This window comes from Bacillus sp. KS1, assembly GCF_020075515.1.
GTDB classification, from domain to species: Bacteria; Bacillota; Bacilli; order Bacillales; family Bacillaceae; genus Bacillus; species Bacillus velezensis.
Genome location: NZ_JACAWW010000004.1, coordinates 871,514 through 896,015, shown reverse-complemented (window position 1 = coordinate 896,015; position 24,502 = coordinate 871,514). Strand labels below are relative to the sequence as shown.

The following is a 24,502-nucleotide window of genomic DNA, read 5'->3' as shown; positions in this document are numbered from 1 at the left end:
ATCAGATTATGTCAGCTTTCACAAAATCTCAAGAAATTATCAGCCAAACTTCACATTACGGCGCGAACAACTATCATCCTCTGCCGATTGTTATTTCCGAAGCGCAGGGTGTTTGGGTAAAAGACCCTGAAGGTAATCAATATATGGATATGCTGAGTGCTTATTCTGCGGTGAATCAGGGGCACAGACATCCGAAGATCATTCAGGCGCTGAAGGATCAGGCGGATAAAATCACTCTGACGTCACGCGCGTTCCACAATGATCAGCTCGGTCCGTTTTATGAGAAAACAGCCAAGCTGACCGGAAAAGATATGATTCTGCCGATGAATACGGGGGCGGAAGCCGTTGAATCCGCTGTCAAAGCGGCGAGACGCTGGGCATATGAGGTCAAAGGAGTAGCGGATAACCAGGCGGAAATCATTGCGTGTATCGGCAACTTCCACGGCAGAACGATGCTTGCGGTATCCCTTTCTTCAGAAGATGAGTATAAACGCGGTTTCGGACCTATGCTTCCGGGTATAAAATTAATTCCATACGGAGACGCAGAAGCGCTGCGCCGGGCGATCACGCCGAACACAGCCGCTTTCTTATTCGAACCGATTCAGGGAGAAGCGGGCATCGTCATTCCGCCGGAAGGATTTTTACAAGAAGCGGCCGCCATTTGTAAGGAAGAAAATGTACTTCTGATCGCTGATGAAATTCAGACGGGACTCGGCCGCACAGGGAAAACATTCGCGGTTGACTGGGAAAATATCGTACCGGATATGTTCATCTTAGGCAAAGCGCTCGGCGGGGGCGTCTTCCCGATTTCGTGCATCGCGGCGAATCGTGACATTCTCGGCGTGTTTAACCCGGGTTCCCACGGCTCGACATTCGGCGGAAACCCGCTCGCTTGCGCGGTATCGCTCGCATCTCTTGAAGTCCTTGAGGAAGAAGGGCTGGCAGAGCGTTCCCTTCAGCTTGGCCGTTATTTTAAAGAAGAGCTTGAGAAAATTGATAACCCGATCATAAAAGACGTGCGCGGTCGCGGCCTGTTTATCGGCGTTGAACTGACAGAAGCGGCCCGCCCGTACTGTGAAAAGCTGAAAGGCGAAGGGCTTTTATGCAAAGAAACACATGATACCGTGATCCGTTTTGCACCGCCGTTAATGATTTCCAAGGAAGACTTGGACTGGGCGATCCAAAAGATCACAAACGTGCTTCAAAACGCGTAAAACCTTGATGCAGCAATGCTTTCCCTCGGCTTGTATGGAATTTACAAATAAAAAATTCAGCACACTCTATTTGCGCGGAGACAGTATTTTAGTATAATGTATCTTTATGTACGAAAATGAATTTCATATAACATTCATATACAAATAGAGGCTCTTTGGACAGCAAATCGGTTTCAAAGCACCGGCTTGGTTCCAATACAAGTTGCTGAAGGGGTGCAGAATAGTGAATACAAATCAAAAAGAGAATCAGCTTCAGCGCACAATGAAATCACGCCATTTGTTTATGATTTCTTTGGGCGGAGTGATCGGCACCGGGTTTTTCCTGAGTACCGGATTTACAATTAACCAGGCGGGACCGCTGGGCGCGGTTCTGTCTTATCTGGTCGGCGGTTTTATTATGTTTTTGACAATGCTCTGCTTAGGCGAGCTTGCGGTTGCCCTTCCTGTATCAGGGTCGTTTCAGACGTACGCAACCAAATTCATCAGCCCCGCTTTCGGTTTCGCATTCGGCTGGCTGTACTGGCTCGGCTGGGCGGTAACATGTGCCATTGAGTTTTTATCTGCAGGACAATTGATGCTCCGCTGGTTTCCGCATGTTCCCGTATGGGTGTGGTGCCTCGTGTTTGTCGGACTGATGTTTCTTTTGAACGCCATTACCACAAAAGCGTTCGCTGAGTCGGAATTTTGGTTTTCCGGCATTAAAATTTTAGTCATTCTGCTGTTTATTATTTTGGGCGGCGCCGCCATGTTCGGCCTGATTGACATGAAACACGGCGAGCAGGCTCCTTTCTTCTCTCATTTTTATGAGGATGGATTGTTTCCGAACGGTATTAAGGCTATGCTTATTACGATGATTACCGTAAACTTCGCGTTCCAGGGAACGGAGCTGATCGGGGTTGCCGCGGGAGAAAGTGAAAATCCCGAGAAAACGATTCCGCGCTCTATCCGGCAGACGGTGTGGAGAACGCTTGTCTTTTTCGTTCTCTCCATCATCGTCATTGCCGGGATGATTCCGTGGAAGCAGGCGGGAGTGGTCGAAAGCCCGTTTGTCGTGGTGTTTGAACAAATCGGTATTCCATATGCGGCCGATATTATGAACTTTGTTATCTTAATTGCGCTGCTCTCAGTGGCCAACTCAGGCCTGTTTGCATCGACGCGTATCCTATATGCCATGGCGAACGAAGGACAAGCCTTTAAATCGCTCGGCAAAATAAATAAACGCGGCGTGCCGATGAACGCTCTGATCGTGACGCTGGCCGTCGCCTGCCTGTCCCTGCTGTCTAAGGTGGCTGCGCCGGAAGTCGTTTATATGTTTCTCTTATCATTAGCCGGACTAAGCGCGCAGGTCGGCTGGATTACGATTTCCCTGTCGCAGCTGATGTTCAGACGGAAATACATCCGCGAAGGCGGCAAAGTGGAAGACCTGAAGTTTAAAACACCGCTGTACCCGGTGCTGCCTATTATCGGGCTGACGTTAAATACGGTTGTTCTGATCAGCCTCGCATTTGATTCAGAACAGCGGCTCGCCCTTTATTGCGGCATCCCGTTCATGGCGGTGTGCGTTATCGTTTATCATCTGTATGTAAAAAAGCGTAAGCAGTCAGAAAAACAGATAGAGCTTTAAATCTTTTCGTGTCCAAGTCATCTTTGAGAAACCCGCACAGGACAACATACAACATGTTGAGGTGGAAAAACGGATGAACAAGAATATCTCAGTTATTGGAATGCCGATGGATTTAGGACAAGCACGACGCGGAGTGGACATGGGCCCGAGCGCCATCCGCTACGCGCATCTCATTGAACGGTTATCTGACATGGGGTATGCGGTGGAAGACTTAGGCGACATCCCCGTCAATCGTGAAAAACTCAAAAATGATGAAGAGCTGAAAAATTTGAACTCTGTGCTCTCGGGGAACGAGCAGCTCGCCCAAAAGGTGGACAGCGTCATTGAGAATGAGCGGTTCCCTCTCGTCTTGGGCGGCGATCACAGCATCGCGATCGGAACGCTGACAGGAACGGCAAAGCACTATAAACAGCTCGGCGTCATCTGGTACGACGCGCACGGCGACTTAAACACCCTGGAAACATCGCCTTCAGGCAATATTCACGGAATGCCGCTGGCCGTCAGCCTCGGCGTCGGGCACGACACATTGGTGAACCTGGGCGGCTATGCCCCGAAAATCAAGCCGGAGAACGTCGTCATCATCGGCGCGAGATCGCTTGATGAAGGCGAGCGTGAATACATTAAGGAAACAGGCATGAAGGTCTATACGATGCATGAGATTGACCGCCTCGGCATGACCAAGGTGATTGAAGAAACCATTGACTACTTGTCAGACTGTGACGGCGTTCACCTCAGCCTTGACCTCGACGGCCTTGATCCGAGCGACGCACCCGGCGTAGGCACGCCTGTCGTCGGCGGCATCAGCTACCGTGAAAGCCACTTGGCAATGGAAATGCTGTATGATGCCGACATCATTACTTCAGCTGAATTTGTTGAAGTCAACCCGATCCTCGATCACAAAAACAAAACCGGCAAAACAGCGGTCGAGCTGGTGGAATCTTTGTTAGGAAAAAAACTATTATAAAATATGCGCCTCCGCACTTGCGGGGGTTTTTTTGTTGCCACGAGGAAACTAGCGGGCTGTCACCCTCTTTTTAGACCTGTAAATATGATATATTTATTACACAAAATGGGAAAGGGAGGTGTCCTGACAGATGGCTGAAGTGATGGCCCACGAAACAGTTGCGAAAAAAATCAGTGACTGGTATGAGGAAATCAAAAAGCACAACACTGAATCGGCTGAGGCGTTAAGAGAACAACTGCTTACGGATCTGCAAAATATGACACAAAATCAAACGGTGCTCCTTTATTTTAATTTAATTGATTCCCGCTATAAGCTTTTAATGGAAGAGTATGAGAAAACAGACGGCATTTTAAAAACGATCCAGCTGAACGCCGATAAAGAAAAAACAGACCAGATGATTCAATACTATTATTATTTCTTTTCCGGAATGCACGAGTTTTACCGTAAACGGTTTATGAACGCCATTAATTTTTACCGGATTGCTGAAAGCAGGCTCCGGCACATACCGAATGAGATTGAAAGAGCCGAGTTTAATTATCAAGTGGCGATTGCCTACTATGAAATCCGCCAAAACTACTTTGCGATGAACCACGCGGAAAAAGCGTTGGAGATCTACAAAGCCAATGAAATGTACGCGGTCAGAGAAGCACAGTGTTTAATGGTGATCGGCTGTAACAGAATGGACTTGTTTCACTATCAGAAAGCCGAAGAGCTCCTGCAGACGGCGGTTCATCAAGCCGCCAAAGCGGGCGATCCGCATATTGAGGCGCTTGCCCACTTTAACGCAGGCATTTGCTATGAAAGACAGGAAAAGCTTGAGGAGGCGCGGATCGAGTTTGAAACGGCTCTCGATCAAAAGGAGCATTTGCAATCAGCATATTCGGTGCGGAGTCTGTACATGCTGGCCAGAGTGTTATTGAAACAGGAACAGATGGATGAGGGCCGGTTTTGGCTGCATAAAGCGCTGAATGCCGCTGAAGAAAAAAACGAGCCCGTATACACCCAAAAGCTGCGCATCTTACAGCATGTCTTTATTGACCAGAGTGAAGAAGCGCTTGAATCAGCTTTCGCCGAGTTAAGAAGGAAAGAGCTGTGGAGTGACGTTTCCGATTTGTCGTATCAGGCCGCGGCGCATTTTAAAAAACAGGAGAATTACAAATTGGCGGCGAAGTATTTTCAAGAATCAATTGATGCCAATGACCAAATTTTGAGATTAACGGAGGGGATTCGTAATGAAAACATGTAAATTCATTGTACTCTCAGCAGCCTTGGCAAGTCTCATTTCGATTGGATTATTTGCGCAAACTGGTTCAACGGCACAAGCCGAACAAATCATAAAACCGGCGGAAAACGGAGCCTTCGGATAATACTTCATGATACCGCTTTCAGTCCGTGTTTTGTAAGGAGTGATTCAATGGCTATCACGCTGCAGCCGATGACAGGACAAGAATTTCAGTCCTATCTCGCCCATTCAGCCAAGCAATACGCTGAAGAAAAGGTAAAAGCGGGAACGTGGCTGCCTGACGAAGCGCCGGAGTTAGCGAAGCTGGCGTTTGAAGACCTGCTTCCTGACGGCTTGGAGACGGCCGATCACTATTTATGGACGCTGACATTGGACGGAAAGGAAAATGCCGGCTGGCTGTGGCTGCACGCCGATCCGGACCACCCGCAGCAGGACGCATTTATTTATGATTTCGGCCTTCATCCGCCTTTCCGCGGCAAAGGCTATGCAAAAGAGGCGCTCGCAAGGCTGGAGGACCAAGCCAAAGACCTGGGTGTCCGCAAGATTTCTCTCCATGTGTTCGCTCATAACGAAACGGCGCGGAAGCTGTATGAGAAGACGGGATTTCTGGAGACGGATGTCATCATGAGCAAAAAGCTGTCATGAAAAGAGGCCCGCACGATGGGCCTCTTTTGTTATTCATCTAACAATGTCATCATTTGTTCCGGATAACGCTCGCCGGCCGCGGTGCCGATCGGAAACATCTCATCCAACCGCGCCTTCACATCCTCGGGAAGCACAATGTCGAGAGCGGCGAGGTTTTCTTCCAAGTAGTGTTTCTTTTTTGTGCCCGGGATCGGAATGAGATCATCGCCGTTTGCGAGAACCCATGCGAGCGCAAGCTGAGGCGCGGTGATATTCATTTCCCGGGCAATGGCGGTAAGTTTTTGGACGAGCCCTATATTCACCGCCAAATTGTCTCCCTGAAATCTCGGCGTTCTTCTTCTGTAATCATCGGCATCCAGATGATCTGTCGACGTCATCTTTCCGGAAAGAAAACCTCTGCCGAGCGGACTGTAAGGCACAAATGAGATGCCGAGCGCACGGCAGGCGGGCAGCACATGCTCCTCCGCTTCCCTGCTCCATAAAGAATATTCCGATTGAAGCACGGAAATCGGGTGAATGCGGACGGCGCGCCTGATCGTTTCTGCGGAAGCCTCTGACAATCCGATAAATCTCACCTTTCCTTCGTCTATCAGCTCCTTCATGGCACCGACAGTTTCTTCAATCGGCACCCGCGGATCAACCCGGTGCAGATAATAAAGGTCGATATAATCCGTCCCAAGGCGTTTCAGACTGGCGTCACACGCTTTTTTCACATAATCGGGCCGTCCGTTAATTTCGATAAACTCACCCTTTTCACTTCGGACATAACCGAATTTCGTCGCGAGGCACAGCTCCTTTCTGAATGGGGCGAGCGCTCTGCCGACAAGTTCTTCATTCGCACCCAATCCGTATTGATCAGCCGTATCAAACAAATTCACGCCGAGATGAACGGCATGATGCAGTGTGGAAATCGACTCTTCCTCACTCTGGCTGCCATAGTATTCCGACATGCCCATGCACCCTAACCCCATTGCGGAAACCCGCATCGAACCGATCGTTCTGTCCTTCATATGTCCTCCCCCTTTCTTGTATGATAACCGGATTTCCTGATATTTGAAAATGATTTATGCATATGATTTACATATTGTTATAAAATTTTTAAAAATCTGTAAATTGTATATTTTTTCATCACAATTTCGTCATATAATGAAAATGTGGAAAAATTATACTCGAAGAAAAGAGGCGAAGTCAATGTGTAAAAAGCTGTTCAAAGCCGTTCTCCCGTTTGCCCTGTCATTCACCATGGTTCTGTCGTTCTCCGGTATGAATGTAAAAGCGAAAGAAACAGAAGCAGCCCGCTACGCAAAAGAAATCGCAGACCTTCAGCAGGGCACGACTCCTCAAGACGTTCTCCAATCCGCCAAAGAGCTTGCCAAACAGAAGCACGTTTCAACAGAAGCAATTCTCAAGCAGTTTCATCAAGAAATCACGGCAGACAAGGTGCAAGGAAATGTAATCGCTTCCAAAGAAGGGCTCTCTACAATGGGCGGATCATCAGGCACAAAAAAACTTCCGAAAAGCACAAAAGGCAATATTTATTACACGAACTCATACACGGCTTATTACAACCACGGGCATGTCGGCATGTATTCATCCGCTGATAAAATTGTTGAATCCGTGCCGGGAGACGGCGTCCGCCAAATTGCTTATAACGGCAGAGAAGTCGAAGACAATTCAATCGTCCAGACCGTGAAAGTCACTGATGCCCAAAAACAAGCCGCCGCTGACTGGGCCGTATCAAGAGTGGGTGATGAGTACTCCTTCAACTTCGTCAATAACAGAAATACGGGCCATGAAGGCGCCAAAAACTGCTCAAAACTGCTGTGGTCGGCATTCCTTTTAAAAGCGGGGATTGATATCGACTCTAACGGCGGCTTAGGCGTATATCCGCGCGACATCACAAGTTCGTCCTACACGGCCACGATTCTGACCATTCACTAAGGAGAACAACGTGAAAAAAATCATCTGGATATCCTTAATGATCATCGCCGCCGCAGCGGTCTTATGCTTCATCTATTTCCGCACGGAAGATCCTGCGGAGGTCGCGAGAAACACATTAAATGACCCTGATTTTCTGAAAGATAAAGAGGCGCTGCTGTATTTCTCCACTGCGGCTGACCAAGACACGTTTGGCGGCGGAAAAAGCTACGCCCTCTTCGCCGATGAAAAAGGGCGGCTCTCTTCTTATCAAATGAATGGGCTTGAGCTCGGATCGGCCAAAGTGCATGACGAAAGCGTGCTGCTGGAGGACAAAAAAGGAATCTACACCGTTCAGGGCGGCCTTCACACGTATAAAAGAGCATACCAGCATACGGGAGACAGCGCGGGATATATCGAACGGACGAAAGGCTTTTACACGCTGTATAATTCGGGTTACGACAAGAGCGGCGGCAGCTATCGTTCAAAGCTGTACCGCCAGATTGACGGCAAGTGGAAGCAAGACGTCATCCCGCACTATATCCGCGCTTCAGGCTTTTTTAAAGATCATCTTTTCGCACTCACGCCGACAGATGACGAAAAAGGCTATCACGTCCAAGACATTCAGGCTGATAAAGAGAAACTCCATACAACATCAATCGCGACATGGACGTATAAAGAAGGCACGTCTGTCGAATCCCAGCTCGCCGCGGACGACAGCGCCATCTGCTTTGTCACCAGAGGGGAAAAAGCCGATCACATCTATCAAATGGTGAAAGTCATGAAACACAGCGGCGCTATCAAAACATATGACATCGCAACTTATAAAAATGACGAACAGACTATTTATGACTCCATGCCGTTCAGCTTCAAAAAAAGCTTTTTCATGGAGCAGCGCAGCTTCTATTTCGTTGACGGCTTCGGAACCGTCTACCGCATCAACCCTGAGACCGGAAAAAGCAAAAAGGCCTTCACCCTCCCCGCATCACGAATGAAAGCCGACTTCAAGGAGCTGACCCATCAAAACGGGAAGCTGTATCTGTTCACGTACAGCTACAAAAAGCCCGCCAAAATCGAATCCTTCGACCTGAAAACGGGCAAAAAGCTGAACGACCGGACTATCTCCAGCCTGAAAGACATTGTCACACCGAAAAGCCATCTCAAGCTGTATGATGTGCAGGTGATGGGTGGGTTTTAAAGAGTATGAACATTTCGGAAGAGCTTGCCGCTTTTGGTAAGCTTTTTATAATGAAACGTTACTGCGGGAAAGAAGGTGTTCATTTGAAATCATTCAGTATCTTCTTATTGTTGTCCGTCATTTGTATAACCATTGTTTTTGTCATAATGAATATGTTGATTGGATACCCTGATGTGAGTAACGGGGCATTGATTATGATTGTATATATCGTTGTGACCCTCATGATAAGGCTATATAACAAGAGAAAAGCCGACCGAACATAGAGATAGAGGAATTTAGAAGGGAGCCGATGAAGAAAAAGCTTCCCGCGTTTTTAAATGACGGAAAGCCGGACGGGATTGATGTATGCTGTACGCTGCTGGCGTGTCTATTAGGAATTCTGTTCGTCCTTCGCTTAGAAAAAAGAGAAAACACGTAAACAGCCGGATGCTGAAAACACCAGCTCTTTTTGCGCGTGATTTGCCGAATTGTGGATAAAACTCAGCCCGAAGCACTACTAACATGTGTATAAATAGGTTATATTGAAAAGAGAACAATTGCCACGTGCAAAAGAAAACCGGAGGACGTAACTATGAAAACCGCTTATTATTCTTGTGAAGAACATATCGAAACCGTGCTGGACATGTACATAGATGATCATGAGCTTCCGCCCGAAATCAGAAAAATCGAACATACTAACAGTTTATCCACAGCCTGTGAATTATGTGGGGACACTGCAACATATCTAGTAGGGAACGAATGATCCTACACAAAATACAGAAAAGATATCCACAATTGTGGACAATATATATGAATAACTTGTTTCTAAAGTGGGGATGACCTGTGAATATCAATATTGTGACAATCGGAAAACTAAAAGAAAAATACCTCAAGCAAGGCATTGAAGAATACAAAAAACGACTCTCAGCCTACGCAAAAATCGACATCATTGAACTCCCGGACGAAAAAGCGCCGGAAAACCTGAGCGACCAAGACATGAAAATTGTTAAAGACAAAGAAGGCGAACGCATCCTGGCCAAAATCAGCCCGGACACCCACGTCATCTCCCTCGCCATCGAAGGAAAAATGAAAACATCCGAAGAACTGGCCGATACAATAGATAAGCTGGCGACATATGGAAAAAGCAAAATCACCTTCGTCATCGGCGGCTCACTCGGATTGAGCGACGCAGTGATGAAGCGCGCAGACGACAAACTGTCATTCTCAAAAATGACATTTCCTCATCAGCTCATGCGGCTGATTTTAGTGGAGCAGGTTTATCGGGCTTTTCGGATTAATCGTGGGGAGCCTTATCATAAGTGAGTGGGGTTTTTAGAGTAAAGAATTTATTTGCTAATAGTAACAGAGTAATGACTTAAAAAGAACCCTCCCAATTCGACTTTGAAAATCAAAAGAGAAGGCAACGTAGGAGTTTGTCAAAGAATATTAATATTAAAGAAAGGAGAGGGGAGTGTGGTAAAGGAAGGATATAGAGGTGTAGAGTACTACAAAGGACCAGATTTGGCAAAAGGATATATGCTAGATAAGGCTAAAGAAGTTTATGAGGAGTTGGTGATAGGTCATACAATAGAGAATATCAATGAAGCTATAGAATTATATAATATAATCAAGTATGTGAAGGACGATACATTTCTATTATATCTTGGTGAAGATAAAGAGGAATGGCTTAAAGAAAAAAACGTTATAGCTAATTCGTTAGTGGGTAAATATATCAATCAGCATTCAGACATATTAGCCGAATATGAAGAAGTAGATTTCGAATATAAGGAATCCTTTTGGGAAATAATAGAAAAAAGAAAGTTGAGTGATATTACAGAAAGCAGATTTAAGATGTTTCTTGATAAACTTGATGTATTTGCATGGCAAATATTTAAGCAATATAAACTTGTGATGAAATATGACGTGGAATTAAGAGAATACATGCTTATTAATCCAGAAGGAAGTACAAATTTACTTTTGGATAAATATTTATTAAAGCATAGGAGCGAACGAGAGGAATCTTATTTGCCACAATCATTAACTACAGAAGATAAAGAGCAGATTATTAGCACCTATATAGATTTAGACAAGCCTAATTTAAATTATACCAGGCTTCTTAGTAATGTACAGAATACAAAAGAGTTTGCTTTAGATACTAGAGTTAAACTGAAAGCAAAAAGAGTAAGCGAAAGACTTGAGAGAGAACTCTTTAAAGATGGTAGTGGGCGGGGAACGGAAATAATAGTTGAGTTAAAAGAAAATGTAGAGGGTACAGTAAAGCAACATTTTACTTTAAGTAAAGTAGGAACAGAAGTTGATAAAGAATGGTTAGAATCAAACCTTGATAATCCAACATTATTGAACAACTTTATATACATATTCGAGTTCGTAAATAATGATATGGTTTCTAAATTCCCATATAATGAAATATATGCAAGTGTTTTTGAAAGATTTGGTTTTGCTCATGAAAAAGAATACAAGACCTGTACAGCTTTCTCAATAAGAGAAACTTTATCCTTAGCACAAATGCATGTATATTATTCATTTCTAAAGAGTAAAAACAAAGATTTAGAAGCAATAATTGAATGGTTCTTCAATGTTTATCTAAAAGAGGAATTCTATATTGAGGACTTCACCATTAAGCTACCACCTATAGATAATCCGAATTTTGAAAAGTGCAAATCTATATTTCCAACTATTGAAAGCATAATCAAGAAGTATAGGTTTTATTTAGAGGATGGTTACATTGATGAAGAGCTTGTACAAATGGAAAGCAAGCCTTTGCCATTTTCTGAATGCCCAAGCATGACAAAAGACAGATACGTGTATATAGCGCCAAATAATGATGAGGCTAGAATATTGAGAAATATTATGTTTTCTGACCAAAGTAATATTACTTATTTCCCGAATTATGGTGATAGTCAATATAATACGCTCATTGAAAGGTTGGATACTGATAAGCTGTATTTACATGACATAGAGGTTTATCAAAAATCGTCTTTAGATTGGCTTGTTGAAAATGATTATGTAACGGTAAACGACGATAATGAAGTAGTGTTGGTCAATAGGAATAGAACACTTATATATTATTATATCCATATAAACGGTGTAGTCGTAACTAGTAAGCTATCTAATGCTCTAAAGAAAGAAGTTGATAAGTTATTAAATGAAAGAGCTTTAGTTTCTGAAAATACACTATTAACAAGGCAAGAATCCGATTATATAGATTACTATCTGAATAAAAGAAATTTTATCAATGGACATGACTTGAGGAACAAGTATTTACATGGTACATCTTCTGGATATGAGAATGAAAATGAGCATTATGTGAATTATCTGCATGCTCTTAGATTATTAATAACGATTATGATAAAGATAAATGATGATCTTTGCACAGCAAAGGTTGTGGGTGATTAATATTAGGAAGAAACGAACCTGGTCCTTGGTGCAGGAGTAAAAATTGTAAGCATAAAGTTAAATTGGGTTCTTTACGAAATTAGTTGATAATTCTTTCTAGGGATGTTCAGAGCTCTATAATCAAGAAAAAGAAGAAGTAGAGACCATGAATGAATTGATACCGCTTTTCGAACCGCATTTGGAATACAATTCTCGTGAAATAACGATCCATGCTGTGGTGATTCATGTATCGTCAAACCTTCATGAAGTTTCCTGACCCTATTGTGGTGTGAGTTCGTCCAGCCTTCACTCCACCTATCCGAAAAAAGCTTTCAAGATTTGCCCATGCAGAGAAACAAGGGCATGATTGGTTTGAATAGTCGGAAATTATTTTATGAGAATCCAACTTGTAGCCACAAAATTTTTTCTCAGAACGTGCATTGTCCGTGCACTGCAGTTCCGTGTCGGTTTCGAAAGTCTTGAGCAGGGGCACGGCCGATATCAGCAAAAGTACCCTAAACAAAAATCAATTATAAAAACCACACTTAGATTAGTCACGGTGAGCCTTATCATAAGTATTTTATTTACATTCAAACTGATTTTTTCAGAAAAAAAATTAAACTCATGATAATATATAATTAGGTCCATTTTAGAAAAAATATGTTACAGGAGGGTATTTATGAAATCTATTGCAATGTTTAACAACAAGGGCGGAGTAGGTAAAACTACATTAGTATGCAATTTAGCAAGTTTTATAGCTGCTGAGTATGATAAAAAGGTACTGCTAATAGATGCGGATCCTCAGTGTAATTCTACGGTGAATTTACTATCTGATAAGCAATTTGAAGAAGTTTATTATAAAAAAGATGGGTTCACAATATATGACATGTTAAAGCCCTTACATAGAGGACAGGGCTATTCACAAGAGTTAAATCTAATAAAAGTAAATAACTTTGATATTAGTTTCTTAGCTGGCGATCCACGGTTGGCATTGATGGAGGATTTACTATCCAATGATTGGAGAGATGCTGTTGCTGGTTTACCCAGGGGTTTGAGGACAACGCTTGTTTTCAGTGAATTGTTAAGTAGATGTAAAGAATTTGACTATGTTTTTTTTGATATGGGTCCATCTTTAGGCTCGTTAAATAGATCTATATTATTAGCATCAGATTATTTTATAACACCTATGTCTTCCGATATCTTTAGTTTATTGGCGGTTGAAAACATTGGTCAAACTTTAGAAGCTTGGAAAACAAGGTTTAATTATGGAGTTATAAATAATGAAGATCCAGAAGCTTTAGATGGATTAAAAACAGAGAGTAACCTGAAGTTTGCTGGGTATGTTACTCAACAATATACTGCAAAAACAAAGGATGGAGTAAAGAGACCAGTCAAAGCATTTGAACGTATACTTGAACCAATTCCAGCTACGATGAAAAGGGAATTAATTGAAGTCTTGAACAAAGAGGTTGGAGAGAATGATTATGATCTGGGAAGTATTCCTAACTTCCATAGTGTGATACCAATGTCACAAGTTGCCCATAAACCAGTATACAGATTAGAAGCAAAAGATGGAGTAGTAGGTGCTCATTTTACTAAAGTAAAAGAGTTTAAATATATTATGGAAGGTATTTCTCGGAAACTGATTGAGAGTTTGGAGGTAATTGGATGATTAGCTGGCCACTTCCTCTCGTGAAAGATATAGCGAGAAGAAAGTCTGTTTTATTTTTAGGTTCAGGAATATCTAGAAATTCCATAAATGCACAAGGTAAAAGACCACCTACTTGGGAAGAATTTTTGAGAATAGCTTCAGATAATATCTCTGAGAATACTGAACATATTAATACTTTTATAGCTGAAAAAGATTATTTAACTGCTTGTGAAATAATTTATTACAAATTAAGTTCCCATGGTTTTAATGAAATAGCTAAAGATTCTTTCATGAGACCTGGATTTGAAAAACATAGAATTCATGAAGCGATTTTTAAATTAGATTCAAGAATAGTAGCCACTCCAAATGTTGATAAAATATATGATACATTTGCCAACCAAGAATCAAATGGAACTATTAGTGTGAAAAACTATTATGATGACGATTTAGCAGATAAGCTTAGATCTGAGGATCGGATAATCATAAAAATTCATGGCACTATAGATTTCCCTAATCAAATGATTTTTACCAGAAAGCAGTATACTGAAGCTAGGTATAATAATTCCACTTTTTACAAGTTGTTAGATGCCTTAGCCTTGACCCACACCTTTATATTTTTAGGGTGCGGTCTAAATGACCCTGATATTAGATTGATTTTAGAAAATTATGCTCATGTATATCCAAATAGCCGCCCACATTATATGGTAACGGCCTCTGATAATGTGACTGAAGATTTAGTTCGGTCTACAAGAGAGAATGCTAACTTGGAAATTATAAGTTATGATTCAACGAACAATCATATAGAACTCTGTCGATCATTAGAATCATTAGTTGTTTTGGTTGAAGAGGAGCGAGATAAAGTTGCTAGTGCAAGAATTTGGTGAGTAACATTCTGTATATTAAGAAATTAACCCTAGTATTTAAATTCACTTTATACGTAAGTGATCGGTAAATTGAATTTTTGTGGAAAACTATTGCTAGTTAGCAGTCAATGAGGTGAAGCAAAAACCAGATTCCACTACAAATCCGGTTTCCACAGCTAAGAGAAGCAATCTACTGTTGCTTCTCTTTCACCATCTTTATAAAGAGAAAGAAGACAATGAATACAATAAAGTAATTCAATGGATTCTTAACGATGCTTATCTCCAGTGAAATCTGTAAGAGTATCCAGAGAATGAAGATGGCTAGTATTGAAGGAATAATGATTTTGTACATGTCGACCACCTTCCATAGTTAGTAAAAGAAAGGGGCGCGGGCCCCTTTTTCTTCAAGATTAAAAGCAAGATGCGGCAGCTCCTGTCATTGCGCCGCCAACAGCGCCGGTAATTGCTCCAACGGCACCCGCTCCTACTGTTCCGATGCCGGGTATTGTAACTGTTCCTACAGCAGCTCCTGCGAGACCCAGTGTGCCGCCTCCAGTTACCGCACCGCCGCCAGTACCTAAAATACATTTCCCGACTGATTGGGTGCTGATTGAACCGCTCGTTTTTCCAGCGTCTTTGTTTACGACTTTGACTAAAACGCCATTTTTGGTTTTTTCATATTTCAGTGTAACGGGGTCACCATTTTTGTCAGTAGAGCTTTTCGGAAGAGCCTGCTCCTCGCCCGTTATGTTGTCTTTTAGGGTTGCATTGCCTTTAGCGTCAATATGAACATCTGCGTGATTGAACGTCATCTTCAGCTCACTGTCGTTGAGGTTTTCAACTTTGTATGTAGCTTGGGATTCTGCGGCAGCCGCAGAATGGGGTAAAACCGGGAGGGCAAAGGCACCTGCTAGGAATACCAGGGCTGCCAGTTTCACTGCGGTTAGCTTCATTTTGCTTTGCATAATTGATCCTCCTCCTTTGGTTGCCATACTAACAAAGGCATTCTGCTTCTTAAACCCTTACCATATAATATGATAAAAAATTCACCCAATTTCATCACATTAACTAACAAGGTTTGTATGTTTCCCTTCGAAAGTCATAGGAGAGCAGGGTTCATATCTGATGCGAAGTTATCAAGGAGGGAAGAAACCAGAAGAGCCAGAGAAGCACCTTTATTGCGACAACAGCTTCTTCTGCATTTTCCATACGACAGTATAAATCCCTTTCCGTCACGGAAACCTAGTGGAAAAGGTTTCTGAAAGGAGGGGGCGTATGATGAAAGGTGAAAAAATTCAAAACAAAACATCTTTGGTTTGGAAGATGGCGATTGCCTCTGCGGTTGCTTGGGAAGCGGCAAAACTGGCGGGCTCTGATCATCCCTATTTAGCGCCTCTATCTGTTATCTTATGTTTGCAGCCAACGATAGATCAGTCGATTCGCTTTTCTTTTCATCGTATTGCGGGAACTGCGATTGGGATCATGTTAACGTCCTATCTTGTCAGTCACTTGCCAATGAATGGCTGGATGCTGGGGCTGTTCCTGTTAGGCGGTACTTACATTGCGAAGTGGTTACGAATAGATGTAACGGTTTTACATCAGGTAGCGCTCACCATTTTGTTGGTCTTTACGTTTGAACGGAACTCTAAAGATTATGCATTCGACCGAATCATCGATACGGTGATCGGCGTCCTCATCGCCATTCTGGTTCACATGTTCCTTTTTCCGCCGGACTACACGAAAAAGGCAGCGGACTCTTTTCAAACATTGGCTCGTCAGCTTTCCGGCACACTTTCAGATCTTTCCAAATGGGTGCAATCAGAGTGGGGACAAGGAAAAGGGAACCTTATGGAGTATAAAATGAACCATCTTCTGCAGGAGCTGCATACGGCAAAAGAGATGATGCAAACAGCCTCTGACAGCTTAAAATTCAACCCCGTCAGAAAAAAACATAAAGTCATCATTTCAAGCTATCAAATAGAGATGCAAAAGTTGAACGCCGGATTTGAGTATCTATCAAATATAGTGAAAACGTTAAAAGAATGGGAAAAAGAAGGAGCTTTATCTTCAAGTGACAAAAGGGAGCTGGGGAATGATTTACAAGTGTTAAGTGAATACTTTGCGGGCTTTAAAGGCATACAGCAGGGTGAAACAGACAATTGGAAACAGAAGGAACAGAGCGTGTTGTTGGAGTCTCTCCGTTCCGACATGCTGTCGCACCCGCCGCCCGGTCATAAGGTCTATAAAGACTCTTTTTTTTTAGAAACGAAGAAATTGCTGAAGCGTTTGTAATGTTTTCCGGAAAAAAAGAATACGGATATACAGATGCAGATATGATCAGGTAAAAGCGGGGGACATGAGATGGATGATATACACCGGATTTTGGATGTCATCGCCAATTCTAAAAACGCTAAGGTACTGGCTACCATCATTAAAACAGAGGGGTCCGCTTATAAGAAAGAAGGGGCCTCCATGCTGATTTTAGGGGATAAAACAAGAGTCGGAATGTTATCCGCCGGTTGTCTGGAAGAAGATCTCGTTGAACGGTCGGAACAGGTCTGGGCTGCGGGAGAGCCGTTGATTGTACGCTTTGATATGAGCTCGGAAGACGATTTATCCTGGGGACAGGGCGTTGGCTGTAATGGTGTTTTGACGGTTTTACTTGAGCCTGTAAAAGGGGAATTGGAACGACATCTGATGACAGTCAAGACATGCTTAGATGAAAAAAAGTCTGTGACCCGAATGAAACGATTCACTAAAACGTTAGAGCCGAAGGAAGATCTGTATATAGCTGAAGACGGCAGCGTGTTTGGAACCGGGGATGTGATGGAACAAGGCCGTATTCAAAAACTGAGACAGACGGAAAAGGGAATCAAAAGGGATGAACATACCTCTGATTTATTTTTTATCCATCAGATGGTGCCAAAACCTTGTTTATATGTCTTCGGAGCAGGGGAAGATGCGAAGCCGTTAGTTTCGTTGGCAGCTCGTGCGGGTTTTCATGTGACGGTGATTGACTGGCGCCCCGCTTTATGTCATCACGGCCATTTTCCTGAAGCCGGACGTTTGATTACGGGAGCACCGGAAGAAGTCATGAAAGGGCTGAGCATGACAAAAAGGGATTTTGTTGTCATTATGACGCACAGCTTTCAAAAAGATCAGATCATTTTACATACATTTAAAAATAAGAATGTATTTTATAAAGGCGTATTAGGCCCCAGAAGGCGTACGGAGCGGCTTTTAGGCGGGGCTGAGATTCCGGAAGATATACATTCCCCTATCGGACTTCCCATCGGGGCACAAGGCACTGAGGAGATTGCTGTAAGTATTGTCGGCGAGATGATTCAAAAAATGCGAAAACAAAGGTCTCGCTTATGAAAACAGCAGCCATTTACCTGGCAGCCGGTACAAGCAGACGCATGGGGACGGATAAGCGAAGTTTGTTTCTCAATGGCGTCTCCCTCGGAAGTATAGCTCTAAAAAATGCCTTGTTATCTGAATTAGATCATATTTTCGTTATTACGAGAAAGGGAGATTCACTGCATTGGCTTTCGGATTTTTTCTTTTTAGATCCCATATCAAATAAGTGGAGTCAGGCAGAATGTGAGCAAGCGGGTAAGGGCCAAAGCCATTCTATACAATGCGGTGTAAAAAAAGCGGCAGCGTACGAGGCTGACGCCGTTATCATTCTCCTTGCAGATCAGCCGTTTGTCACCGCAGATATCATCAATACGTTAATTGATTCCTATCAGAAGGAGCGCCGTTATTCATTTATCGCCGCTGAAAATCAACATCTTCCTATGCCCCCCATTTTATTCTCAAATCAATGTTTTCCAGTATTGCATCAGTTAAAGGGAGATCAGGGCGCCCGGCATGTCATCCGTGAAAGTATGATCAATACGGGAAAAATGATCAGCTTTCAAGACCCTTTGCTTTTTTATGACGTCGATACAGCTGAAGATTATACGCTGCTGCTGAATAAATTCGGGGAGTGAATGAGTTGGAGTATATCGGGAAGAGTGTCATTCGGAAAGAGGCCCTTGAAAAAGTGACGGGTAAGGCGAAATATACGGATGATTTTCAAGAAACAGGCACATTACACGCAAAAATGCTGATCAGTCCATATGCGCATGCCGATATTGTGTCTATGGACTTTTCAGAGGCTTGGAAGATTCCCGGAGTGAGAGCGATATTGGGTGATGAACCTTTTCCGCTTGCAGGTGAGGAAATTAAAGACAGGTCGCCGATTGCTTATAAAAGGGTCAGATACCATGGTGAGCCGGTTGCTGTTGTTGTTGCGGAAAATCCGATTACAGCTAAAAAGGCAGCGGATGCCATCAAAGTATCCTATAAACCACTTCCCGTCGTCAATTCCCCCCGTGAGGCCTTTCAAAAGGATGCGCCACTCGTCCATGAACATGCGGACCGCTATGAGAAGACAAAAGGTGTATTCCCGGTTCCGAAGACAAATATCGCAAACCTGGATAAGGTTAGAAAAGGAAATATTGAAGACGGGTTTAGGGAAAGTGATGTGACAGCAGAATTCCAGATTTCCTTTAACCCTTCTGATCACGCTGCGATGGAGACAAGATGCTCGATCGCTGAAATTCGGGCGGATGAGGAGATTATCATTACCACATCCTCTCAAGCTCCTTTTGCCATTAAAAAATTAATGCAGTGGTATTTTGGAATCGAACCCGGAAAGGTTATCGTCAAAACGCCTTTAGTAGGCGGGGCGTACGGGGGAAAAGCAGCCGTTCAGTTAGAGGTGATTGCCTATTTGGCATCAAAAGCAGTCGGAGGCCGGCCCGTCAAATTGTTTAATACGAGAGAAGAGGATATGATCACATCTCCCGTTCATGTAGGATTGGATGCTATTGTCAAATTAGGGGCCACAAAGGATGGAATTTTAAAGGCGGCAGACATTCAGTTTTTATTTGATGGCGGAGCGTATTCTGATAAAGGAGTGGACATCAGCCGGGCTGCGGTGGTTGATTGTACGGGTCCGTACGCTATCGATCATATACGGTGTGATTCATATTGTATGTATACGAATCACCCATATCCAAGTGCATTCAGGGGCTACAGCCATGCTGAAGTGTTATTCGCCTTTGAGCGGACGATGGATGTATTGGCGGAAAAGCTGAACATGGACCCGTTAGAACTCCGCTATAAAAATGCCATTCGCCCCGGTGACACCACACCGACTCAAGTTCTTCTCAATTCAAGCACGGTCGGAAATGTGCCGAAGTGCATTGAAAGATTGAAGGAATTAATGAATTGGGACGAGGGACAGCGAATTGAAATCGATGGCCGGAAGATACGGGCGAAGGGAATCAGCTGCATTTGGAAAACTTCAACATTTGATACAAATGCAACGTCCGGGGTTCTTTTAACCTTTAATCCCGATGGAAGCATTAATTTGATGTCAGGCGTAGTGGAAATTGGAACAGGGACAAAAACAGTGCTAGCCCAAATCCTGGCGGAACGAATGAAAATGGATATAAGCAAAATTCATGTAAAAATGCTTATAGATACACAAACAACACCCGAGCATTGGAAAACCGTGGGGAGCAGAGGGACGTTAATGGCCGGAAATGCCGTACTGAATGCAGCGGAGGAAGCCATTCGAAAGCTGAAGGACGTGGCATCATGTGTGTTGCGGGTTCCTGTCGAGGAATTGGAAGTGGCCGACGGAAAGGTTTATTTTATAGATCATCCTTCTGTACATGTTGACATAAAAGACATTGCTTACGGATATACGTTTCCAAATGGAAATACCATTGGCGGCCAAATCATTGCGAGCGGCAATTACACATTAACCCGGATGACGAATTTAGACCGGGAAACGGGAAGAGGAAAGCCGGGACCCGAATGGGCTGTCGGTGCTCAGGGGATTGAAGTTGAGTTGGATAAACGGGATTATACGTACCGAATTACAAAAGCCTATTCTGTTGTGGATATAGGAACTGTACTGAATGAAAAAGCTGCAAGGGGTCAAGTGATGGGAGGGATGAGTATGGGAATCGCATTTGGAGGAAGAGAAACCTTTGTCTTTGATTCATATGGCAGAGTATTAAATCCTCAGCTTAGAACATACCGCCCCCTTCACTATGGAGAGCAGCCTGAATATATCATTGAATTTGTTGAAACCCCGCATGTGATTGCGCCTTATGGAGCGCGCGGAGGCGGGGAACATGGACTGTTGGGGATGCCGGCAGCATTGGGAAATTGCCTTTCCGCCGCTTTAGGTGTCCAATTGAATCAACTTCCTCTCATTCCCGAACAACTATGGAGAACGCAAGAGGAGTGGAAAGATGATACCATTTGATTTTGATTATTTTAAACCGAAGACCATTCAAGAAACAATCCATTTATTTCACTCTCTTGCGACCGAAAAGAAAACACCAATGTATTATTCCGGCGGCACGGAAATTATCACGTTAGGAAGGCTGAATATCATCTATACGGATGCGGTGATAGATATGAACGCGCTTCCGGGATTTCAAACCATCCGCTTTTATGAACATGATCTGGTGATCGGAGCAGGCGTATCATTAACGAAACTGGAGGAAGTAAATCCATTTCCGCTATTAAGTAAAACGGTAAGTGAAATTGCGGATCGGACGACTCGAAATAAGATCAGCCTGGGCGGAAACATTTGCGGGGGCATATACTACCGTGAGGCCGTGCTGCCGTTGCTGATTTCTGATAGTTTGCTAGGGATTGCAGGGAGAGCGGGGATTCATTACCATCCTATAAATAAAGTATTTAACAGGGAAATACAATTGCAAAAAGGAGATTTTTTATTTCAGGTCGTTGTCGATCGAGCGTACGTTGACCTGCCATTTGTCAGTATCAAAAGAAGACAGCAGTGGAATGTCGGGTATCCATTGGTGACAGTCTGTGCGCTGAAAAAAGACGATGAGATCAGAATGGCCTTCAGCGGCGTATGTCCATTTCCGTTTCGTTCTGGTGAAATGGAGGCTGTGCTTAACGATAAAAGCCGATCAGCAGAAGAAAGAGTACGCAGGTCTTTACAGTATGTACCCAAACCCGTTCTTGATGACGCAGAAGGCTCAAGTGAATACCGAATATTTGTCTTGCAAAATACAATTTTAGATGCCTTATGGGAATTAGAAGGAGGTCCAAATGTCTGATCCTATTACGTTGAAAGTAAATGGCGAGGAAAGACAGATTACGGTCAGACCGGCTGATACTTTGTTATTTGCTCTTCGTCTTCGTCTCGGATTAACTGGTGCAAAGCCGGGCTGCTTAAATGGGGATTGCGGCGCCTGTACGGTATTAACGGACGGGGTGCCGATGAAATCTTGCTTAATGCTTGCGGCAGAAGGGGAAGGAAAGGACATTACGACAATTGAAGGACTGATCAATACGCCGATTCAAAAGGCTTTTATTGAAAAATTCGCGTTTCAATGCGGTTATTGCACACCGGGGTTTCTCATGAATTGTCATGCTTTAGTGAATACTGAGCCGAATGCAAGTGATGACACGATAAAAAATTGGCTGGAGTCCAATATTTGCAGATGTACCGGTTACAGGGAGATTGAAGAAGCAGTTAAATCCGTTTTACATACAGGGAAAGGGACTTCTTAGTTCGTAACCGTAAAAAAAGAGCCCAGAGAATCATCCCTGAACTCCATATTCTTCACTTCATATACCGATACTCCCGCAGTTTCTCCAAAATCGCCACTTCTTTCATCAGTTCTTCACCGACGTTTGTTTCTTTTACTTTCTTCCGCTCCAGCTCTTTGTCGACTAATCGTTTCACTGTTAAGACGTCGGTTCCGGTGTTCAGCACTTCGGCCTTGGAGTTAAAGTGTTTATGGGCGACGAGCTGCATGCCGTAGGAGTTGTATAAGAGCGTGTAGCCGGCGATGCCTGTTGTGGATTGGTAGGCTTTGGAGAAGCCGCCGTCAATGACGATCATTTTTCCGTTTGCCTTGATCGGATCTTCGCCTTCGATTTCTTTTACCGGTGTATGGCCGTTGATGATATGGCCGTGATCCGGGTTGAGGCCGAATTCCTTCAGGATGTTTCGGCAGGTTGCTTCGTCTTCACGCAAATAGTAATACGGGTTTTTCTTTTCTTTATGCGTTTCCTTCTCTTTAATGAAATACCGCTCAAAGGTGGTCATGGCGCGTTTTCCGAAGAGGGAGGAGTATTCGCCTGTCCATAAGTACCACGTCATATCTGTCGCCAGATCATCGGTTTCTTCCGGATGGGCAAACGCTTCCCGTAAGAACCGTTCAAAAACATCGAGCAGCTCTCGGCCCGCATAAGCTTTATCCTCTATCATCATCGTTTCCATGCTGCCGTTTTCATCGACGGGAATACAGCCGTGAATCAGCAGGTTGCCGTTATATTTTAGATAAAGGCTGCCTTTTTTCATCATAAAATTCATATGGCGGCCCAGCTTTTCGGAGTTCTGAACAGAGAACAGCAGCTTGTCCATGACTTCTGCTTCTTCTTCTAACAGCTCATCAGGCTGTTTAGGATTCACCGTCGCAAAGCAGGTGTTTTCCAGTTGATATGTTTTTCCGTTCAGCGTAATTTCATTGCGGTCATAATCAATCTTTTCCAGTAACAGCCGTTCTTCCATATTAAAGTTCGGCCGTCTCTTAATAATCGGGCTCTCAAGCTTGAATTGGATCATCGCGATCGCCTGATGAATTTTTGTGATTTGTTTAATCTCATCTTCCGGTCTGTTTTCGTCCGCTTTCGGGCGGAAAGACGGGTTATCATCGTAATATTTTTCGGCAAGGTTCAATAGCGGTCTCAGGTTGATGCCGTAAACGTCTTCAATAATATCCAGATTGTCATAGCGGGCACAGATGCGGATAATGTTTGCCAGGCATACTTTTGAGCCGGAATAAGCGCCTATCCAGAGAACATCATGATTCCCCCATTGAATATCCACTGAATGATAGTTGATCAGTTCTTCCATGATCTTATCCGGCTGCGGTCCGCGGTCGTAAATATCGCCGACAACATGCAGATGGTCGACCACCAATCGCTGGGTGCTGTAGGCAAGACCGGTGATCAGCTTATCGGCCTGACCGAGCGCAATGATCTGTTCTATGATTTCGGAATAGTATTGTTCCTTGTTGGCAGCTTGTTCTGTTTTGTACAGCAGCTCTTCAGAAATATAAGCAAATTGGGCGGGCAGTGCTTTGCGCAATTTGGAGCGGGTGTACTTGGAAGAACAATAAGAAACGAGCTTAATCATCCGATGAATCGTTTCTTTATACCACTCGTTTAATGCCTCTTTCGTATCAAAGTCATGTTTGATCAGCTTTAGTTTGTCCTCAGGGTAATAGACCAAAGCTGCCAGTTCATCAATTTCTCTATCGTAAATGACGCCGCTGAAAATATCGCGGATCTTCTCTTTTACCCTTCCTGAACCGTTCCGCAGCACGTGCTGGAATGCCTGATACTCCCCATGCAGATCACTGACGAAATGCTCGGTTCCTTTCGGCAGGTTGAGTATCGCTTTCAGATTAATGATTTCCGTGACCACTTTTTCTTCACAATCGTATTTTTGTGCGAGCAGATCTAAATATTTGGTTTCCAATCTCGTCCATCCCCTTTTTATTTACGAGCCATTGTATGGTAAGGTGAATTTAAAGTATGACATAATGTTTACATCATTAGACCTTATATGATAGTACCGCATAACGCCTTTTTGAGACAATGAAAACGGAAAATACGGCGCTTCAGGCATCGGAAATCGGACCGGGATAACGCCGTGAGCTCATCCCCCTATTGACAATGAATTCAACTTCCA

At 43.7% G+C, this 24,502-nt stretch carries 24 protein-coding genes; 20 read left to right on the top strand and 4 right to left on the bottom strand.

The genetic code is table 11. From position 1 onward, the window contains the following. The first annotated feature begins 8 nt into the window (after positions 1–8). From HWY38_RS04865 to HWY38_RS04845, 6 genes are all read left to right on the top strand, one after another. Positions 9–1,214 carry an ornithine--oxo-acid transaminase gene (locus HWY38_RS04865; protein WP_004393130.1) on the top strand — a complete coding sequence of 402 codons (1,206 nt, stop codon included), beginning with the start codon at positions 9–11 and terminating at the stop codon, positions 1,212–1,214. Positions 1,215–1,437: 223 nt separating this feature from the next. Further along, positions 1,438–2,838 (top strand): amino acid permease, encoded by a 1,401-nt coding sequence (locus HWY38_RS04860; RefSeq protein ID WP_029325776.1) that lies wholly within the window; start codon positions 1,438–1,440, stop codon positions 2,836–2,838. Between the two features lie 73 nt (positions 2,839–2,911). Next, positions 2,912–3,802, top strand: a complete 891-nt coding sequence (gene rocF, locus HWY38_RS04855) for an arginase (RefSeq protein ID WP_007407883.1) — start codon at positions 2,912–2,914, stop codon at positions 3,800–3,802. Between the two features lie 130 nt (positions 3,803–3,932). Next, positions 3,933–5,048, top strand: a complete 1,116-nt coding sequence (locus HWY38_RS04850; protein WP_088461925.1) for an aspartate phosphatase — start codon at positions 3,933–3,935, stop codon at positions 5,046–5,048. After that, a complete protein-coding gene (locus HWY38_RS19120) occupies positions 5,035–5,169 on the top strand; it encodes a hypothetical protein (protein WP_007407881.1) in 135 nt (44 codons plus the stop codon). Before HWY38_RS04850 ends, HWY38_RS19120 begins: the two co-directional genes overlap by 14 nt. 47 nt (positions 5,170–5,216) lie before the next feature. Further along, a complete protein-coding gene (locus tag HWY38_RS04845) occupies positions 5,217–5,690 on the top strand; it encodes a GNAT family N-acetyltransferase (RefSeq protein ID WP_224181381.1) in 474 nt (157 codons plus the stop codon). Between the two features lie 29 nt (positions 5,691–5,719). Here HWY38_RS04845 and HWY38_RS04840 read toward each other — a convergent pair whose 3' ends face one another. Beyond that, on the bottom strand, positions 5,720–6,700 hold the full coding sequence (locus HWY38_RS04840; protein ID WP_224181380.1) for an aldo/keto reductase: 981 nt from the start codon (positions 6,698–6,700) through the stop codon (positions 5,720–5,722). A gap of 181 nt (positions 6,701–6,881) precedes the next feature. On the opposite strand from HWY38_RS04840, the gene HWY38_RS04835 reads away from it, so the two are divergent. From HWY38_RS04835 to HWY38_RS04805, 8 genes are all read left to right on the top strand, one after another. Continuing rightward, entirely contained in the window at positions 6,882–7,631 is a 750-nt protein-coding gene (locus HWY38_RS04835; RefSeq protein WP_224181379.1) for a YiiX/YebB-like N1pC/P60 family cysteine hydrolase, read from the top strand. A 10-nt stretch (positions 7,632–7,641) separates the two neighbouring features. Continuing rightward, on the top strand, positions 7,642–8,805 hold the full coding sequence (locus HWY38_RS04830) for a hypothetical protein (RefSeq protein WP_224181378.1): 1,164 nt from the start codon (positions 7,642–7,644) through the stop codon (positions 8,803–8,805). A 289-nt stretch (positions 8,806–9,094) separates the two neighbouring features. Next, positions 9,095–9,223 (top strand): hypothetical protein, encoded by a 129-nt coding sequence (locus tag HWY38_RS19115; RefSeq protein WP_255247544.1) that lies wholly within the window; start codon positions 9,095–9,097, stop codon positions 9,221–9,223. Positions 9,224–9,376: 153 nt separating this feature from the next. Further along, a complete protein-coding gene (locus HWY38_RS04825) occupies positions 9,377–9,547 on the top strand; it encodes a CxxH/CxxC protein (protein WP_004393147.1) in 171 nt (56 codons plus the stop codon). An 80-nt stretch (positions 9,548–9,627) separates the two neighbouring features. Beyond that, positions 9,628–10,107 (top strand): 23S rRNA (pseudouridine(1915)-N(3))-methyltransferase RlmH, encoded by a 480-nt coding sequence (gene rlmH / locus HWY38_RS04820; RefSeq protein WP_224181377.1) that lies wholly within the window; start codon positions 9,628–9,630, stop codon positions 10,105–10,107. Between the two features lie 150 nt (positions 10,108–10,257). Continuing rightward, positions 10,258–12,201: a hypothetical protein gene (locus tag HWY38_RS04815; protein WP_224181376.1), complete on the top strand. Its 1,944-nt coding sequence runs from the start codon at positions 10,258–10,260 to the stop codon at positions 12,199–12,201. Positions 12,202–12,859: 658 nt separating this feature from the next. Next, positions 12,860–13,852, top strand: a complete 993-nt coding sequence (locus HWY38_RS04810; RefSeq protein ID WP_020958089.1) for a ParA family protein — start codon at positions 12,860–12,862, stop codon at positions 13,850–13,852. Then, positions 13,849–14,715 (top strand): SIR2 family protein, encoded by an 867-nt coding sequence (locus HWY38_RS04805; RefSeq protein ID WP_061861697.1) that lies wholly within the window; start codon positions 13,849–13,851, stop codon positions 14,713–14,715. The genes HWY38_RS04810 and HWY38_RS04805 overlap by 4 nt, the downstream gene beginning before the upstream one ends. A 169-nt stretch (positions 14,716–14,884) precedes the next feature. Here the strand turns inward: HWY38_RS04805 and HWY38_RS04800 are convergent, their stop codons facing one another. Beyond that, positions 14,885–15,046 carry a hypothetical protein gene (locus HWY38_RS04800; RefSeq protein WP_004393168.1) on the bottom strand — a complete coding sequence of 54 codons (162 nt, stop codon included), beginning with the start codon at positions 15,044–15,046 and terminating at the stop codon, positions 14,885–14,887. A gap of 58 nt (positions 15,047–15,104) precedes the next feature. Continuing rightward, a complete protein-coding gene (locus HWY38_RS04795) occupies positions 15,105–15,659 on the bottom strand; it encodes a Pathogenicity island protein (protein WP_224181375.1) in 555 nt (184 codons plus the stop codon). 310 nt (positions 15,660–15,969) lie between these two features. Here HWY38_RS04795 and HWY38_RS04790 point away from each other — a divergent pair, with 310 nt between their 5' ends. The 6 genes from HWY38_RS04790 (at position 15,970) to HWY38_RS04765 (ending at position 22,311) form a co-directional block, all read left to right on the top strand. Continuing rightward, positions 15,970–16,986, top strand: a complete 1,017-nt coding sequence (locus tag HWY38_RS04790; RefSeq protein ID WP_224181374.1) for an FUSC family protein — start codon at positions 15,970–15,972, stop codon at positions 16,984–16,986. Positions 16,987–17,055: 69 nt separating this feature from the next. Continuing rightward, positions 17,056–18,072: an XdhC family protein gene (locus HWY38_RS04785; RefSeq protein ID WP_224181373.1), complete on the top strand. Its 1,017-nt coding sequence runs from the start codon at positions 17,056–17,058 to the stop codon at positions 18,070–18,072. Continuing rightward, entirely contained in the window at positions 18,069–18,689 is a 621-nt protein-coding gene (locus HWY38_RS04780) for an NTP transferase domain-containing protein (protein ID WP_224181372.1), read from the top strand. The genes HWY38_RS04785 and HWY38_RS04780 overlap by 4 nt, the downstream gene beginning before the upstream one ends. 5 nt (positions 18,690–18,694) lie before the next feature. Next, the gene (locus HWY38_RS04775; protein WP_224181371.1) at positions 18,695–21,025 is read left to right on the top strand and encodes a xanthine dehydrogenase family protein molybdopterin-binding subunit; all 2,331 of its coding nucleotides are present in this window, start codon (positions 18,695–18,697) and stop codon (positions 21,023–21,025) included. Next, on the top strand, positions 21,012–21,854 hold the full coding sequence (locus HWY38_RS04770) for an FAD binding domain-containing protein (protein ID WP_224181370.1): 843 nt from the start codon (positions 21,012–21,014) through the stop codon (positions 21,852–21,854). Before HWY38_RS04775 ends, HWY38_RS04770 begins: the two co-directional genes overlap by 14 nt. Beyond that, the gene (locus tag HWY38_RS04765) at positions 21,847–22,311 is read left to right on the top strand and encodes a (2Fe-2S)-binding protein (protein WP_014419315.1); all 465 of its coding nucleotides are present in this window, start codon (positions 21,847–21,849) and stop codon (positions 22,309–22,311) included. Before HWY38_RS04770 ends, HWY38_RS04765 begins: the two co-directional genes overlap by 8 nt. A 52-nt stretch (positions 22,312–22,363) precedes the next feature. Here HWY38_RS04765 and fbp read toward each other — a convergent pair whose 3' ends face one another. Next, entirely contained in the window at positions 22,364–24,289 is a 1,926-nt protein-coding gene (gene fbp / locus HWY38_RS04760; RefSeq protein WP_007614905.1) for a fructose-1,6-bisphosphatase, read from the bottom strand. Positions 24,290–24,502 lie beyond the last annotated feature (213 nt).